Origin of the sequence: Burkholderia sp. Bp8992 (assembly GCF_003853705.1) — a bacterium.
GTDB lineage: Bacteria > Pseudomonadota > Gammaproteobacteria > Burkholderiales > Burkholderiaceae > Burkholderia.
Window position 1 is genome coordinate 204,393 of record NZ_QTQI01000012.1, and the last position, 15,408, is coordinate 219,800.

Annotated in this window: 17 protein-coding genes; 9 read left to right on the forward strand and 8 right to left on the reverse strand. The window is 65.2% G+C overall.

Annotated features, from left to right (window positions below):
- The first annotated feature begins 32 nt into the window (after window positions 1-32).
- From DIE03_RS19445 to DIE03_RS19470, 6 genes are all read left to right on the forward strand, one after another.
- Window positions 33-623, forward strand: a complete 591-nt coding sequence (locus DIE03_RS19445; RefSeq protein ID WP_124453087.1) for an NUDIX domain-containing protein — start codon at window positions 33-35, stop codon at window positions 621-623.
- Between the two features lie 136 nt (window positions 624-759).
- The gene (locus tag DIE03_RS19450; protein WP_034190812.1) at window positions 760-1,182 is read left to right on the forward strand and encodes a DUF1178 family protein; all 423 of its coding nucleotides are present in this window, start codon (window positions 760-762) and stop codon (window positions 1,180-1,182) included.
- A 54-nt stretch (window positions 1,183-1,236) separates the two neighbouring features.
- The gene (locus DIE03_RS19455; RefSeq protein WP_124453088.1) at window positions 1,237-2,433 is read left to right on the forward strand and encodes an acyl-CoA dehydrogenase family protein; all 1,197 of its coding nucleotides are present in this window, start codon (window positions 1,237-1,239) and stop codon (window positions 2,431-2,433) included.
- A 19-nt stretch (window positions 2,434-2,452) separates the two neighbouring features.
- Complete coding sequence (locus DIE03_RS19460; RefSeq protein ID WP_124453090.1) at window positions 2,453-3,586, forward strand: acyl-CoA dehydrogenase family protein; 1,134 nt, start codon at window positions 2,453-2,455, stop codon at window positions 3,584-3,586.
- A 38-nt stretch (window positions 3,587-3,624) separates the two neighbouring features.
- Window positions 3,625-4,086 (forward strand): MaoC family dehydratase, encoded by a 462-nt coding sequence (locus tag DIE03_RS19465; protein WP_124453092.1) that lies wholly within the window; start codon window positions 3,625-3,627, stop codon window positions 4,084-4,086.
- Window positions 4,083-4,559 (forward strand): MaoC family dehydratase, encoded by a 477-nt coding sequence (locus DIE03_RS19470; RefSeq protein WP_124453094.1) that lies wholly within the window; start codon window positions 4,083-4,085, stop codon window positions 4,557-4,559. Before DIE03_RS19465 ends, DIE03_RS19470 begins: the two co-directional genes overlap by 4 nt.
- 52 nt (window positions 4,560-4,611) lie before the next feature.
- On the opposite strand, the gene DIE03_RS19475 is transcribed toward DIE03_RS19470, so the two are convergent.
- On the reverse strand, window positions 4,612-5,304 hold the full coding sequence (locus DIE03_RS19475) for a glutathione binding-like protein (protein ID WP_124453096.1): 693 nt from the start codon (window positions 5,302-5,304) through the stop codon (window positions 4,612-4,614).
- Window positions 5,305-5,511: 207 nt separating this feature from the next.
- Complete coding sequence (locus DIE03_RS19480; RefSeq protein WP_124453098.1) at window positions 5,512-6,303, reverse strand: oxepin-CoA hydrolase, alternative type; 792 nt, start codon at window positions 6,301-6,303, stop codon at window positions 5,512-5,514.
- A gap of 202 nt (window positions 6,304-6,505) precedes the next feature.
- On the opposite strand from DIE03_RS19480, the gene DIE03_RS19485 reads away from it, so the two are divergent.
- Window positions 6,506-7,162 carry a glutathione S-transferase gene (locus tag DIE03_RS19485; RefSeq protein WP_124453100.1) on the forward strand — a complete coding sequence of 219 codons (657 nt, stop codon included), beginning with the start codon at window positions 6,506-6,508 and terminating at the stop codon, window positions 7,160-7,162.
- Window positions 7,163-7,204: 42 nt separating this feature from the next.
- Here DIE03_RS19485 and DIE03_RS19490 read toward each other — a convergent pair whose 3' ends face one another.
- Both DIE03_RS19490 and DIE03_RS19495 read right to left on the reverse strand, forming a co-directional pair.
- Window positions 7,205-8,377 carry a pyridoxal phosphate-dependent aminotransferase gene (locus tag DIE03_RS19490; RefSeq protein ID WP_124453102.1) on the reverse strand — a complete coding sequence of 391 codons (1,173 nt, stop codon included), beginning with the start codon at window positions 8,375-8,377 and terminating at the stop codon, window positions 7,205-7,207.
- Window positions 8,378-8,410: 33 nt separating this feature from the next.
- Window positions 8,411-8,908 carry a putative toxin-antitoxin system toxin component, PIN family gene (locus tag DIE03_RS19495; protein WP_124453104.1) on the reverse strand — a complete coding sequence of 166 codons (498 nt, stop codon included), beginning with the start codon at window positions 8,906-8,908 and terminating at the stop codon, window positions 8,411-8,413.
- A gap of 57 nt (window positions 8,909-8,965) precedes the next feature.
- Between DIE03_RS19495 and yaaA the strand changes: the two genes are divergently transcribed.
- Together yaaA and DIE03_RS19505 are read left to right on the forward strand one after the other, a co-directional pair.
- Window positions 8,966-9,748 (forward strand): peroxide stress protein YaaA, encoded by a 783-nt coding sequence (yaaA, locus tag DIE03_RS19500; RefSeq protein WP_124453106.1) that lies wholly within the window; start codon window positions 8,966-8,968, stop codon window positions 9,746-9,748.
- 182 nt (window positions 9,749-9,930) lie between these two features.
- Window positions 9,931-11,085, forward strand: a complete 1,155-nt coding sequence (locus tag DIE03_RS19505; protein ID WP_124453108.1) for a M14-type cytosolic carboxypeptidase — start codon at window positions 9,931-9,933, stop codon at window positions 11,083-11,085.
- Between the two features lie 82 nt (window positions 11,086-11,167).
- On the opposite strand, the gene DIE03_RS19510 is transcribed toward DIE03_RS19505, so the two are convergent.
- From DIE03_RS19510 to DIE03_RS19525, 4 genes are all read right to left on the reverse strand, one after another.
- Entirely contained in the window at window positions 11,168-11,818 is a 651-nt protein-coding gene (locus DIE03_RS19510) for a BspC domain-containing protein (protein WP_124453110.1), read from the reverse strand.
- Window positions 11,819-11,957: 139 nt separating this feature from the next.
- Window positions 11,958-12,632 (reverse strand): energy-coupling factor ABC transporter permease, encoded by a 675-nt coding sequence (locus tag DIE03_RS19515; protein ID WP_124453112.1) that lies wholly within the window; start codon window positions 12,630-12,632, stop codon window positions 11,958-11,960.
- A gap of 75 nt (window positions 12,633-12,707) precedes the next feature.
- A complete protein-coding gene (locus DIE03_RS19520; protein ID WP_124453114.1) occupies window positions 12,708-13,544 on the reverse strand; it encodes a response regulator transcription factor in 837 nt (278 codons plus the stop codon).
- A 211-nt stretch (window positions 13,545-13,755) separates the two neighbouring features.
- Window positions 13,756-14,973, reverse strand: a complete 1,218-nt coding sequence (locus DIE03_RS19525) for a DUF2863 family protein (RefSeq protein WP_124453116.1) — start codon at window positions 14,971-14,973, stop codon at window positions 13,756-13,758.
- Between the last annotated feature and the right edge of the window lie 435 nt (window positions 14,974-15,408).

Consider the following 15,408-nt stretch of genomic DNA (forward strand, 5'->3'; position numbering starts at 1 on the left):
GCCGTCCGTCGCGCTCAATTCAGGAGCCGCCGATGGCCGAACTACCCAATCACGACGCCGCACTCACCGAAACCTGCCTCGAGAGCGAGGCGATTTTCGAAGGCTCGTTCCTCAAGCTCAAGCGCGACACCGTCCGTCTGCCGGACGGCAAGAAGGCCACGCGCGAATACGTCCAGCATCCGGGCGCGGTGATGGTGATCCCGCTGTTCGACGACGGCCGCGTGCTGATGGAAAGCCAGTATCGCTACCCGATCGGCAAGGTAATGGCCGAATTCCCGGCCGGCAAGCTCGATCCGAACGAAGGTGCGCTTGCGTGTGCCGTGCGCGAGCTGCGCGAGGAAACGGGTTATACGGCACGCGAATACGTGTTCCTGGCCCGCATTCACCCGATCATTTCCTACTCGACCGAATTCATCGACCTGTACCTGGCGCGCGGGCTCACGGCCGGCGAGCGCAAGCTCGACGAAGGCGAATTCCTCGAAACCTTTACCGCCACGCAGGCCGACCTGCAGGAATGGGTGCGCACGGGCCAGATCACCGACGTGAAGACGATCATCGGCACGATGTGGCTCGACAAGGTGCTGTCCGGCACCTGGCCGCTCGGGCCGGTCGTGACGCCCTGAGCGGGGCGTCAGCAGCGGGTGGGGCGCCGCGTTACAATCCGGTGACGCGGTGCGTTCCTGCCGCGCGATCCGGATTTAGCACGATCGTTCACAAACTCGCTTTTTGCGCTACACTCGTCACACGCCCTGATTCAGCATGAAGGTCCTCGATTTACAGTGCCCGCACGGTCATCGGTTCGAAGGCTGGTTCGCTTCCGCCGATGAATTCGAAGCGCAGTTGTCCCGCAAGCTGGTCGAATGTCCGGTGTGCGGGACGACCGAGGTCAACCGTCTGCCGTCGGCACCGCGCCTGAACCTGTCGGGCGCGACGCAGGCCCGGCCGGCCGATCCGCGTGCGCTGCAGGCGCAGGTGATGCGCGCGCTGCGCGAGGTGCTGGAGAAGACCGAGAACGTGGGCGAGCGCTTCGCCGAGGAAGCGCGGCGCATCCATTACAACGAGGCGCCCGCACGCAGCATTCGTGGCGTCACGACGCCGGAAGATGCGCAATCCCTGGCCGAAGAAGGCATCGACGTGATGCCGCTGCCGATTCCAGCCGCGCTGAAAGAACCGCTGCAATGACGTACGCAGTGTGTCTTTGCCGGGCCGGACGGCCGCGGACAGGAGACACTGCGCATGGATCTGGATTATTCACCCGCCGACGACGCATTCCGCGTTGACGTCCGCGCCTGGCTCGAGGCCAACCTGCCTCGCGCACTGCGCGCCAAGGTACTCGATCACAAACGACTCGACCGCGAGGATTTCGCGAGCTGGCACCGGATTCTCGGCCAGCGCGGCTGGTCCGCGCCTGCCTGGCCCGTCGAATACGGCGGCCCGGGCTGGAACGCGACGCAGCGGCACATCTGGGACGAGGAGTGCGCACGGATCGGTGCGCCGACCGTGTTGCCGTTCGGCGTGTCGATGGTCGCGCCGGTGCTGATGAAGTACGGCAGCGAAGCACAGAAGCGGCACTATCTGCCGCGCATACTCGACGGTTCCGACTGGTGGTGCCAGGGTTACTCGGAGCCCGGTTCGGGATCCGACCTCGCGTCGTTGCGCACGCGCGCCGAGCGCCACGGCGACCACTATGTCGTCAACGGCCAGAAGACCTGGACGACGCTCGGCCAGTACGCCGACATGATGTTCTGCCTCGTGCGCACCGATCCGGCCGCGAAGAAGCAGGAGGGCATCTCGTTCCTGCTGATCGACATGAAGACGCCCGGCATCACGGTGCGCCCGATCGTCATGCTCGACGAGGACCACGAGGTCAACGAAGTGTTCTTCGAGGACGTGAAGGTGCCGGTCGAAAACCTCGTGGGCGACGAGAACCGCGGCTGGACCTATGCGAAATATCTGCTCGGCCATGAGCGCACCGGCATCGCGCGCGTCGGTGCGTCGAAGCGCGAGCTCGCGTTCCTGAAGCGCGTGGCGTCGAACCAGCGCAAGAACGGCAAGCCGTTGCTCGCCGATCCGGTATTTGCCGCGAAGGTCGCGGCGCTCGAAGTCGAGCTGATGGCGCTCGATGTGACGGTGCTGCGTGTCGTCAGCCGTGAGACGAGCGGCAAGGGGCCCGGCCCCGAGGCATCGATGCTGAAGATCAAGGGCACCGAGGTGCAGCAGGCGCTCACCGAACTGATGGTCGACGCGATCGGCCCGCTCGCCGCGCCATTCGACGTGTCGTTCCTCGACGGCGAGCGCGAGCACAGCATCGCGGGCGACGACGATGCGGCGCCGCTCGCCGCGTACTACTTCAATTACCGGAAGACGTCGATCTACGGCGGCTCGAACGAGATCCAGAAGAACATCATCGCGCAGATGATTCTGGGGCTGTGATCAGGGAACGGAGACAACCATGGATTTCAGCTTTACCGATGAGCAGCAGCAGTTTTCCGACGCGCTGCGCCGTTATCTCGGCGAGCAATACGGATTCGAGGCGCGCCAGGCGATTGTGCGCAGCGACACGGGCGTGTCGGACACGCAATGGAGCGCGTTCACGGAACTGGGGCTGACCGCGCTGCCCGTGCCGGACGCGCAGGGCGGCTTCGGCGGCGGCCCGGTCGACATGCTGGTCGTGATGCAGGAGCTCGGCCGCGCGCTGGTGATCGAGCCGTACTGGGCCACCGCGGTCGGTGTCGAGGCGTTGCGCATCGCCGGCTCCGGTGCAGGCGAGGATGCGGCGCTGCTGGAGGCGGTCGCGCAGGGACAGAAGCGGCTGGCGGTGGCGTTCCATGAGCCGCATGCGCGCTACGACCTGTACGAACTCGACACGCACGCGCACGAACAGGGCGGCACGTACCGGCTGACCGGTATCAAGTCGGTCGTTCAGCACGGCGCACAGGTGCAGGCGTGGATCGTGCCGGCACGCGTCGATGGCGGCGGCATCGGCCTTTTCGTCGTCGAACGCGATGCGTCGAACGCGAAGGTGGCCGACTACCGGACGATCGACGGCCAGCGTGCCGCAACGCTCGAATTCAACGAAACGCCGGCCCGACTGCTGACGGGTGGTGCGCGCGACGCGGCGGCGCTCGAGCAGATTGCCGATTACGCGACGTTCCTGCTGTGCGCGGAAGCGGTCGGCGCGCTCGACGAGCTGAATCGCGCGACGGTCGAATACACGAAGACGCGCGAGCAGTTCGGCGTGCCGATCGCGCGCTTCCAGGCGCTGCAGCACCGGATGGTCGACATGCTGATCCACGCGGAGCAGGCGCGTTCGCTGACCTATCTGGCGGCAGTGCGTTACGCGAGCGGCGACGCCGATGCGCGGCGCAAGGCCGTGTCGGCCGCGAAGGCCCGGATCGGCGCGGCCGCGCGCTTCGTCGGCCAGCAGGCCGTCCAGTTGCACGGCGGCATGGGTGTGACCAACGAGGTCGCCGCTGCGCATTTGTTCAAGCGGCTGACGATCATCGAGACGACGCTCGGCGACACCGATCATCATCTTGCCCGCTTCGCCGCGCTGCCCGATTTCGCGCAGACCGACGCAGCATGACGGCGACGCGCGAGCGTCCCAGACGAGGAGACCTGCAAGTGGGTATCAGTTACGAAGACCTGGTGGTGGGCAGCACCACCGAAGTGGGCCGCTACACGTTCGAGCCCGACGACATCAAGGCGTTCGCCGAACGCTATGACCCGCAACCGTTTCACCTCGACGAAGAAGCGGGGAAGGCATCGCATTTCGGCGGCCTCGTCGCGAGCGGCTGGCATACGTGCTCGGTGTTCATGAGCCTGCTCGTCAAGAAGCTCGGGCCGGATTCGACCAGCATGGGCTCGCCCGGCATCGACTCGATCCGCTGGCTTAAGCCGGTGCGGGCCGGCGACACGATCACGATGTACCAGAAGGTCCACGACAAGCGCGTGTCGGAGAGCAAGCCCGACCGCGGCATCGTGTCGACGGAGTGGGTCGGCGTGAACGAAGCCGGCGAGACGGTGATCAGCGTGCATACGAAGGTGCTGTTCGGGCTGCGCCATCCGGGAGGCACGAAAGGATGACGGGCGTGACCTTGCCGCTGATCGCGTCGGCGCAGGCGCTGCAGGCGAGGGTCGGCGCGGAGCCGCTCGCGAGCGGCTGGATCGCGATCGACCAGCCTCGCGTCGACGGTTTCGCCGACGCGACCGGCGATCATCAATGGATCCACGTCGACCCCGAGCGCGCGCGACGCGAGTCGCCGTTCGGCGGCCCGATCGCACACGGGTTCCTGACGCTGTCGCTGATCCCTGCGTTGATGACCGACGCGATGCGCTTCGAGCAGAAGATGGGTGTGAACTACGGGCTGAATCGCGTGCGATTCCTGAAGCCCGTGCCGGTCGGTGCACGCGTGCGCGCGCTGTTTGCGGTGAAGGAAACCGCCGACGCCGCGCAGGGCGGGGTGCAGGTGACGTGGTCGGTGTCGATCCAGGCCGAGCGTCCCGATGCGCCGCTGCCGGTGTGCGCGGCAGAGTTCATCACGCTACACTACTTCTGAAGCGCGGGGCGGCAGGCACGGCGGCCGCCCCGCCGGTCACGTCACATGCGTGTCAGTGCTTCGCGTATTGCGTCGCGCCGAACAGCACTTCTCGCGCCTTGTCGTCCTGCAGTGCCTTGCGCATCGACGCGAGCACTTCGACGCCGCGCTGCACGGCCGGTCGCGCGGCGATCGCATCGAACCAGCGCTTCACGTTCGGCAGCTCGTCGAGCACGATGCCCTGGTTTTGCCACGAACGCGTCCACGGGAACGTCGCAATGTCTGCGATCGTGTACGTGTCGCCCGCGAGATACTCCGATTCGCCGAGGCGCTTGTCCATCACGTTGTACAGGCGCTTCGCTTCGTTCGTATAGCGGTTGACCGCGTATTCGATCTTCTCCGGCGCATACATGCGGAAGTGGTGTGCCTGTCCGAGCATCGGGCCGACACCGCCCATCTGGAACATCAGCCACTCGAGCGTCGCATAGCGCGCGGCCGGATCGGCCGGCAGGAACTTGCCGGTCTTCTCCGCGAGATAGATCAGGATCGCACCCGATTCGAACAGCGAGATCGGCTTGCCGCCAGGGCCGTCCGGATCGACGATGGCCGGAATCTTGTTGTTCGGGCTGATCTTCAGGAAGTCGGGCTCGAACTGGTCGCCCGCGCCGATATCGACCGGATGAACACGGTATGCGAGGCCCGTTTCCTCGAGCATGATGTGTACCTTGTGGCCGTTCGGGGTCGCCCAGCTATAGACGTCGATCATCGTCAACTCCTTGGTTGCATGCGCGAAAACGGCGCCGGGAGCGCCGCGACAGGCGGTCATTAGAGCATGGATCGACGCGGGCTGCTGGCGACGGAATCGTGCCTGCGGATGCGTGCGCGCAGCGACGTGGTGCGTGTCGTCGACGTCGTGCGCGGCGCGTCTCGATACATTTTCGTGCGGCTTCGATCGCCGGTGCGACAGGGCGAATCAGCGCTTGTAGCGCGGCTGGCGTTTCTCGAGAAATGCGGTAATGCCTTCGAGCCCGTCCGCATGATGCAGCGACGTGACGAAATGATCGCGCTCGGTGCCGAGATGCGGTTCGAGCGGTTGCGTCGTCGCATCGTCGAGCAGCGACTTGATGCGCGAGAGTGCGTTCGGCGAAATGCCGGCGAGCGTTTCGGCCCATGCGAGCGCGTCCGTCAGTGCCGCGCCGGGCACGGCGAGCCGGTTGACGACGCCGAGCGCATGCAGCCGCTCGGCCGTGACCGGCTTACCTTCGAACAGGATCTCGGCCGCCATCGCGCGCGGCAGGGCGCGCGCGAGGAACCACGAACCGCCGCCGTCCGGCGTCAGGCCCACACGCGCATACGACATCACGAATTTCGCGTCGTGCGCGGCGACGATCAGGTCGCACGCGAGCGCGAGCGAGAAGCCCGCGCCGGCGGCGGCGCCTTCGACGGCCGCGATCACCGGTTTCGTCGCCGCGCGGATCGCCGTGACCCACGCGGCGAGCTGATCGATGCTGTCGGCCTGGTAGGACGGATCCTTCGAACGGTTCTCGAGCAGGCGGTTCAGGTTGCCGCCGGCGCAGAAGAAGCGATCGGCGCCCGTCAGGACGACCGCGCGAATCGCGGGATCGCGATCGGCGGTGGCGATCGCTTCGATGCCGGCCGCGTACATGTCGGGATGCAGCGCGTTGCGCGCGCCGGGATTGGACAGCGTGAGGACGAGCGTCGAATCGCTCTCGGGCGGACGCGAGGCCAGCAGTTCAGCACTCATGCGAGCGTGTCTCCATCGGATGGCGGCGCGGCGGCGCCGCGTATGTTGCGTGGACAGGCGGAACGGCTGTCGCAACGGATGTAATGTTGTCGGGGCGAACGCAAAACTTGCTTTAGACTAGCACGAACGTGCTTTTCAGCGCGATGAATCCCGATGCGGCCGGCACTGTTGAGGCCGCGCTTCAGCAAGGAAGGAGACTTTGATGCTACAGCTGTGCGGTATTCCGTTGTCCAACTATTACAACAAGGTGAAGTTCGTGCTGCTCGAGCACGACATCCCGTTCGAGGAGTCGGTGTGCGGTTTGCCGATCAGCGATCCGGCCAAGCTCGTCGATTCGCCGCTCGGCAAGATTCCGTTCCTGAAGACCGAGGAAGGCGCGCTGTTCGAGTCGCAGGCGATCATCGAATACCTGGCCGCGCGCTATCCCGGGAAAGGCATTTTTCCGGCGAGCCCGTTCGCGGCAGCGAAGGTGCGCGAACTGGTCGAGACACTCGAGCTGTATCTCGAATGGATGGCGCGAGAGGTCTATACGGAAGCGTTTTTCGGCGGCAAGGTCAGCGACGGGATGAAGGCGCACGTCGAGAAGCGCCTGCCGCGCGCGATCGATGCGTTCAAGCAGATGACGCAGTTTTCGCCGTATGTGCTCGGCGACGCGTTCGGCCTTGCGGACATCGCCGCGTGGGTCCATCTGCCGGTCATCGGGATGGCGACGAAGGCCATATTCGGACGCGATTTCCTGCTCGACGCCGGCATCGACTGGAAGGCGCACGCGAAGCTGGTTGGCGAGCGCCCGGCCGCGCAGCGCGTGGCAGCCGAGCGCAAGGCGTACATCGAAGCGACAAGCGTCGCGCGTCCGTAAGCGCGGTTCCCGCAGGGCGGCCCGTCGCCGCCCGTGCGGGACTTACAGCCGGGCGAGTCGTTCGAGCGCGGACGCGAGCGTGCGTTCCTGCTTCGCGAAGCAGAAGCGTACGACGCCCGATTCGTGCTGCTCGTGATAGAACGCCGACACCGGAATGGCGGCCACGCCGATCTCCGACGTCAGCCACTTCGAGAATTCCGCTTCGGGCAGGTCGCTGATTGCCGAGTAATCGACGCACTGGAAGTACGTGCCCGTGCACGGCAGCAGCTTGAAGCGCGTGCGCTCGAGGCCGGCACGGAAGAAGTCGCGCTTCTTCTGGTAGAAGCCGGCCAGCGACAGGTACGGTGCCGGATCGCGCAGGTAGTCGGCGAGCCCGAACTGCATCGGCGTGTTCACCGTGAATACGTTGAATTGGTGGACCTTGCGGAATTCCGCGGTCAGCGCGGCAGGGGCCGCGACGTAGCCGACCTTCCAGCCCGTCACGTGATAGGTCTTGCCGAAGCTCGACACGATGAAGCTGCGCGCCGCGAGTTCCGGGTAGCGCGCGACGCTTTCGTGGCGCGCACCGTCGTAGACCATGTGCTCGTACACCTCGTCCGACAGGATCAGCACGTTGGTGCCGCGCACGATGTCCTCGAGCTTGCGCATGTCCGCCTCGCGCCACACGGTACCCGTCGGGTTGTGCGGCGTGTTGATCAGGATCATGCGCGTCTTCGGCGTGATCGCGGCCGCAAGACGGTCGAACGGGATCGCGTAGTCGGGCGCCTCCAGCGTGACGAACACGGGCGTGCCGCCCGCGAGTTCGATCGACGGCAGGTAGCTGTCGTAGGTCGGTTCGACGACGATCACTTCGTCGCCCGGATGCACCGCACACAGGATCGCCGTCAGCAGCGCCTGCGTCGCGCCGGCCGTCACCGTGATCTCGGTGGCCGGATCGTAGCGCCGGCCGTAGACCTGCGCGATCTTGTCGGCGATCGCGTCGCGCAGCGGTGCGACGCCGGCCATCGGCGGATACTGGTTGTGCCCGTTGCGCATCGCGGCCGCGACCGCGTCGACGATGCGCGGGTCGCAATCGAAATCCGGGAAGCCCTGGCCAAGGTTCACCGCGCCTTTTTCGGCGGCTAGCGCGCTCATGACCGTGAAGATCGTCGTGCCGACGTTCGGCAGGCGCGAGGGGAAAACGGGGGTCGTTGGCATGTCTGAAGGAGCGTTCATCGATACGGTCGAATTCGGGTGGTGCGGCGTAGGTCAGGCCGGCGTGGTCGTCGCGTCCGGCGCGGCGTCGAGCGCGCAAGCCTCGGCAAATGGCGCGGGCTGCGCGATCCGGAAGCCGAAGTCGCGTGCGGTGCGCTTCGCGAGCTTCAGCAGCGCGCGGTCTTTCGACACGAGCCACTCGGCCTGCGCGGCGCGGGCGAGTTCGAGAAACTTCTGGTCGTCGCGGTCCTTGCACTTCGGCAGCGGCGGCGCGTCGGCGTCGACGGGCGGCGGCTCGACGAGGCTCGCGAGGCGGGCGACGGTCGCGAGTGCGGCCGCCTTGTCGATCGCGCGCGACTGGAACTGCGGATAGTCGAGCACGTATTCGAGCTCGGTCAGGCAGCGGCCGTCGATCACGGCGGCAAGCGCGCCGCTTTCCAGCGCGGCCCGGATCGGGCGCGTAGCGGGGTCGTCGAATACGAGGATGTCGATCCAGACGTTCGAGTCGAGCACGACGCGGTGTGCGGCATGCGGGGCGAGAGAGCGGGTCATTCGTTACAATCGGTGGTTTTCGTCTGACCGCAAGGCACGGCGTGCCAGCGAGCCTCTATGATAATCGTTCTCTCTCCAGCCAAATCCCTCGACTACGATACGCCCGCGCACGTCCAGTCTTACACGAAGCCTGCATTCGTCGACGACGCGTCCGAGCTGATCGACGGCCTGCGCAAGCTGTCGCCGCAGGACATCGCGACACTGATGGATATTTCCGATCCGCTCGCGCGCCTGAATTTCCAGCGCTACGCCGACTGGTCGCGGACCTTTACGCCGGCCAACGCGAAGCAGGCCGTGCTCGCGTTCAACGGCGACGTCTATGAAGGTTTCGACGCGAAATCGCTGTCGTCGGCCGATCTCGACTATGCGCAGCAGCACGTGCGCGTGCTGTCGGGCCTGTACGGGCTGCTGCGTCCGCTCGACCTGCTGCAGCCGTACCGGCTCGAGATGGGTACGCGTTTCGCCAACGCGCGCGGCAAGGATCTGTACGCGTTCTGGGGCGACCGCATCACGCGGGCGCTGAACGAGCAGCTCGAGACGCGCAGCGGCGCGGCGCGTGTGCTGGTCAACTGCGCGTCGACCGAGTACTTCAAGTCGGTCAAGCCGAAACTGCTGGCCGCGCCGGTCGTCACGCCGGTGTTCGAGGACTGGAAGGGCGGGCGCTACAAGATCATCAGCTTCCATGCGAAGCGCGCGCGCGGCCTGATGGCGCGTTTTATCGTCGAGAACCGGATTGCCGACCCGAAGGCGCTCAAGGATTTCGCGACGGAAGGCTATGCATTCGACGCGGCCGCGTCGAACGATTCGACTTACGTATATCGCCGGCGCGTCGGCGAGTAACCCGGCCGGCCGTTCACGAGACGGCCGGCGCATGAGGCCGGGCACGTGGTACACCGCGCGCCCCGGTCGACAGCTTTGCGTAGGACTGGCACAGGCGCTAAAGCGCGAACGCCGGTCGACAGCTTTGCATGGGACCGGTGTAAGCGCTAAAGCGCTAACGCCGGTCGACACAGGAGAGACAGATGGCACTTTCGATCACCAGCAATTTCGACGCAGGCGCAATCGACGTCGTGTCGTGCGACAGCCCAGACTCGATCCGGCTGCGCGTGCGCGGCGACAATCGCTCGGAATTCGCACAATGGTTTTACTACCGCTTGACGGGCGCGCGCGGCGAGCGGTGCGTGATGACGTTCGAGAACGCGGCCGACTGCGCGTATCCGTCGGGCTGGCGCAACTACCACGCGGTGGCGAGCTACGACCGCGTCGACTGGTTCCGCGTGCCGACGACGTTCGACGGCAAGACGATGACCATCGACCATACGCCGGAGTTCGACAGCATCTACTACGCGTATTTCGAACCGTACTCGGAAGAGCGCCACGCAGCGTTTCTCGGTGCGGTCCAGCAGTTGCCGCAGGCGAGCGTCGTCGAGCTCGGCCGCACGGTCGAGGGCCGTCCGATGTCGCTGCTGACGCTCGGCACGCCGGAAACCGACGACGCGCCGAAGAAGAAGGTGTGGATCATCGCGCGCCAGCATCCGGGCGAGTCGATGGCCGAATGGTTCGTCGAGGGGCTCGTCAAGCGGCTGGCAGGCTGGGGTGACTGGGCCGGCGATCCGGTTGCGCGCAAGCTCTACGATCGCGTGACGTTCTACATCGTCCCGAACATGAACCCGGACGGCAGTGTGCATGGCAACCTGCGCACCAACGCGGCAGGCGCGAACCTGAATCGCGAGTGGATGGCGCCGGATGCCGAACGCAGCCCCGAGGTGCTGGCCGTGCGCGACGCGATCCATGCAATCGGCTGCGACATGTTCTTCGACATTCACGGCGACGAGGATCTGCCGTACGTGTTCGTCGCCGGTTCGGAGATGTTGCCGAGCTTTACCGAGCAGCAGGGCAAGGAACAGACTGCGTTCATCGACGCGTTCAAGGTCGCGAGCCCCGACTTCCAGACCGAGCACGGCTACGCGGCAAGCAAGTACAAGGAAGATGCACTCAAGCTCGCGTCGAAGTACATCGGCCACCAGTTCGGCTGCCTGTCGCTGACGCTCGAGATGCCGTTCAAGGACAACGCGAACCTGCCCGACGAGCGCGTCGGCTGGAACGGCGAGCGCAGCGCGGCGCTCGGCGCGGCGATGCTGGCCGCGATCCTGGTGCACGTCGACACGTTCGCGTAAGCGTATCGCCGTCATATGAAAAAAGCCGGGGCATCTCAGGATGCCCCGGCTTTTTCGCGTCCGTCGTTGCCGCTCGGGCGTATCAGGACTTCTTCGCGGTTTTCTTCTTCACGACCTTCTTCTGGCCGCTCGATTTTTTCGTTGCGACGGCTTTCTTGCTGGTGCGGCCCGATGCCTTCGCCTTGGCCTTGCCGCGGTGCGACTTGCCCTTGAATTTCTTCGTCGACGACGAGCGTTCGGCGCGCGGCTTCAGCGGCGGAACGGGGTCGTTCCAGCTGAACGCGAGCATTTGCTGGCCGACATAGCCGCAACGGAATTTCAGCGGTGTCGGGTCGCTGCCGTCGCTGTGGATGCCTTGGCCGTCGACGGTGACGATGTTGTCGACCTTCACGCGCTGCTTGCCCTGGTCGAACGAGTCGTTCCAGGGCGTGATCGTCGCGTTGCCGCTGTCGAATGCGTTCGGTGCGAAGTCGACGCGATCGAACGCCGTCGACGTGCTGGCGATGAAGCTGCCGTGCGCCGCACAATCGGCGGCAAGCGGATCGGCATGCATCTCGTTGACGAATTTGTTGATCAGTTCGGAGCGCTGGTCGAGCAGGTCGGCGAATGCCGGTGTGGGAAGCGCAAGCGACAGGCCCGCGATACAGGCTGCCAGCTTGCCGAGCGCCCGGAAAATCCGGAACGAGGCAGGTGAGCTGTCCATCTGGTTATTGGTGAGGAGCGAATGAGACATCGGGCACGTATAGATGCCCGATGAAGAACAGGAGTTCAATCTTAGCGTAAAAAAGTTGTGCGGCAGTAGACGGCGTATTCTGCCGCAGCGCGGAAGGAGCCGACGGTATGCGTTGAACGTACGCGAATCCGGGGGGAATTCAGGCGCGCGGGCCGCCGAGGCGATAGCGCCTGACGTCGAAGGTCGTGACCCACGCAGGGCGATAGACGGCGATGAGTGCCGTCGCCATGCCGGTGAACCATGCTTCGCCGAGTGCGAGCAGTGCAGTGTTCAGCAGATAGCCGGCAGGAATCACGACGGGCACGCCATCCGCGAGCGCGAGCTGGACGCCGGCCGCTGCCGCGGCGACTGCGACGATCGCGATGGCCGGAGACAGGAACCCCTGCCCGGTGATGAACGATGCAAGGTTGTGCGGCAGCCACGCGAGCGCGGCGCGCTGCAGCAACGCTGACACGGCGACAGGCAGTGCACCGTAGATCAGATAGGTCAGGCCAATGCCCTGCCACGGCGCGTCGAAGATGATCGCGGCAACCGCCGTGACGGCGCCCATCGCGATCAGTGCGAGCGTCCAGTCGAACAGTGTGACGAGCAGCGTGGCGCCAAGCAGATGCATGACGATGCCGTCTTCGAGCCACGCATTCGATGCCCAGAGTACCGAGATCGCCGTGACGAGCGCGAGCCACACGTGCTGGAGCGTGGCGTCCTGCAGGCGCACGAACGGGCGATTCCAGATCGCGAGCGCGAGCAGGGCCACGGCGGCGATCCAGCCACCGATGCCAACCCAGAGCGGAAGCGGTGTGAAGAGAAAACCCATGCGTCCATATTACTCGTTGAGCATCAAAGGTGGGAATCCGCGCATACCGACCGTCGCAATATCGAGACTGTTTGCCTAGCGCCCGCGCCGGAACCGTGACGGCGGCTCGGCGGCGAGCGGCAGGTCCTGTACGCCCGCGTTCGCGGCGGGCAGCGGGTACGGATGGTCACTCCGTTGTGAACGCAGCGGAACCGGACCGCGTTCGCCGATGCTCGGCTTGCGTGCGCGGTTGCGGTTCGCCAGCAACACCTCGAGATGTGGTGACAGCCAGCCGTTGTAGATCGCGACTGCGGCGGCACGGTTCGCGGCACCGAGCTGCTGGAAGATGCTGGCGAGGTGGATCTTCACGGTGCCTTCGCTGATGCCGAGTGTGCGGGCGATCATCTTGTTCGTGCTGCCCATATGGACGAAGCGCATGATCTGCGCTTGCCGCGGCGACAGGAGGCCGCTTGGCGGGCGGCGCGGAAGCGATCCGGCAAGCGTCTGGAAATGGGCATCGTGGCGTGCTGCAGCCACGGAGGGCAGCAGGCTGAGCGCGCTCGGCGGAATGTAGTGCCCGCCCAGCAGCACGATTTCCAGCGCTCGCACGATCAGGTGCGGACGCGTGGAATGCGGAATCACGCCCGCGACACCATGGTTGAAGAAGCGCTGGACGGCGTCGGGCGGCGCTTCGTCGACCAGCACGGCGGCCGGTGTCGGCGAACATGCGCTGCAGAGCGCCTGAAGCTCGCCGAGCCGGCCGACGTCGAGCCAGTCGATCGCGACGAGGTCGAAACGCTGGGCACGCAGCAGGCGGCGCGCCTGAAAACTGTCGGGCGCATCATTGATGCTGGCGTGACGGTCGATCTGCCGCAGCAGGGCCTTCAGTCCATCACGCCGCTCGGCGTCTGAGTTAAGCATCAGGAACCGCATATTCAATCTCCGTAAGGGTGAGTCATTGATTGCTGTCGGGCATGCGTTGGCCCCGATAATGACAAAAACCTTACACGATGTCTGCTAGGCTGAAAGGCTTAGGAATTGTCCGAAATTTCGGGCGGAAAACGATCGGACAAGAAAAAAGCCGCTCCGGCGGCAACCGGGAGCGGCTTCGAACCGGCAGGCCATGGAGGCCGGCGGCATCGGGTCAGTGGAAGTGAGGCTGGGCGGGCGATGCGTCTTCCGGCATCTCCGCATGGACGATTTCGCCGAGCGGATCCGCGTAGAGCGGCACGCCGCAGTCGTCGCAGTATTCCGGTTCGAAGCGGCCCGCGTGCCGGCGGACGTCGGTTACGCCGCATTCCTTCAGCAGGCTCACGATTTCCTCGAGCGGTCCTTCCATCGGCGCTTCGCCTTCGAGCGTCGCGCTGTCGATCGACACGTCGCCGTTTTCGCGGCCGTACAGTGGCCATACGACGCCGTAGATCACGTCGTTGCTGGCACGCCGCGTGAAGCCGACACGATACTCGTCGATACGGCGCTCGCCGAAGCCCGCGACCACCGCGCGCAGCTCCTGCGGCGCCGCACCAAGTGTGTCAAACAGATAACGAATGGCCGTTCGAACCGTGTGCGGACGAATGCGCTCGTCCGCATCGCGGCAGGCCGAGTAGTACGCGTCCGGAAGCAGGCATTCGAATTCACAGCCGGGCAGGGCGATCGACAGGTTCGGGCCGCCCTGGGCCGTCCACTGCTCGAGACACTGGCCGCGTTCGATCCGGCTGCCGTTCTCCTCTTCCTGCCAGCGGAACAGCGGCGCGCCGGCAGGCGCGGCGACGACCGCAAGCAGGAAGCGCGGGTCGGCCAGGATCGGCGACGTTTCGGGCAGGTCGCCGAAGCTCAGCTTGGGCGTGTGCTGGCTGATCGCCGCATGTGCGAGCTGCTGCGCAAGCCGGTAGGTTTCGACGTGGTGCCGCGGCAACTGGTCGATGCTGTAGAGGAACGGCGCGAGCCCGACGAGCGTACCGTTCGCGAGGACATGCGCCTGCAGGTGCGTTCGCAGCGCGTCGGCAACGTCGCCCTTGAGCGGCCCCGACGGAATCATGTAGCGCGTCCATGCAAGCACCGGAACCGCGACCAGCAGCGCATCGTATGGTTGGCCGTCGTGCTCGAGCACCATCGACTCGCTGTGCGTCTCGGCCATGTCGGCCAGCGCACCGTACGCATCGGGATGATTCTGCTGAAGGTGGTCGAGTGCTGCGTCGAGCGTGGTCTGGTTGCCGTTGCGGACAATCTTGGCGAGCAGCGCATCGAGCTTCGCTTCCCAGAAGCGATCCTCGATGCGGCTGCCCGAGGCGAAGAGCGCAAGCGACAGACCGACCAGTTTGTCGGCATCGGGGGGGAGGCGTTTGGCGATTCGCTGGCGCATATTAAAGACGTATATAGAAAGAGGCGAAGAACCTCACATTCTAGTCCGTTCTTTGCACCATAAGCGGTCTCGTGCCCGGACAGGGCCGAGCGGCCGAATTTGCGGCGTTCGTAAAAAAGTTGCGCCGAACCCCTTGCGCGATTGCCGTCAGGTGCATAGAATCACGCCTCTTTCGCGCTAACGGAAACGCGGCGCGGGAGGAAGGGAAGCGGTGCTGTTGAGGCTCGGTGGTAGCGGCCTCGGCGGTACGGAAGTTGAGCCCCGCAGTCGCAACGATGTGATGTAAAAAGTTGTTGACGAGCTGCGAAACACGGTTCATAATCTCGCTTCTCTGCTGCTGAAAACGCAGCGCTGCTGAGAAACACGGAGTTTCTCGCAGAAATGCTCTTTAAAAATTAACAGCCGATAAGTGTGGGCGCTTGATGGAAGCGAGCT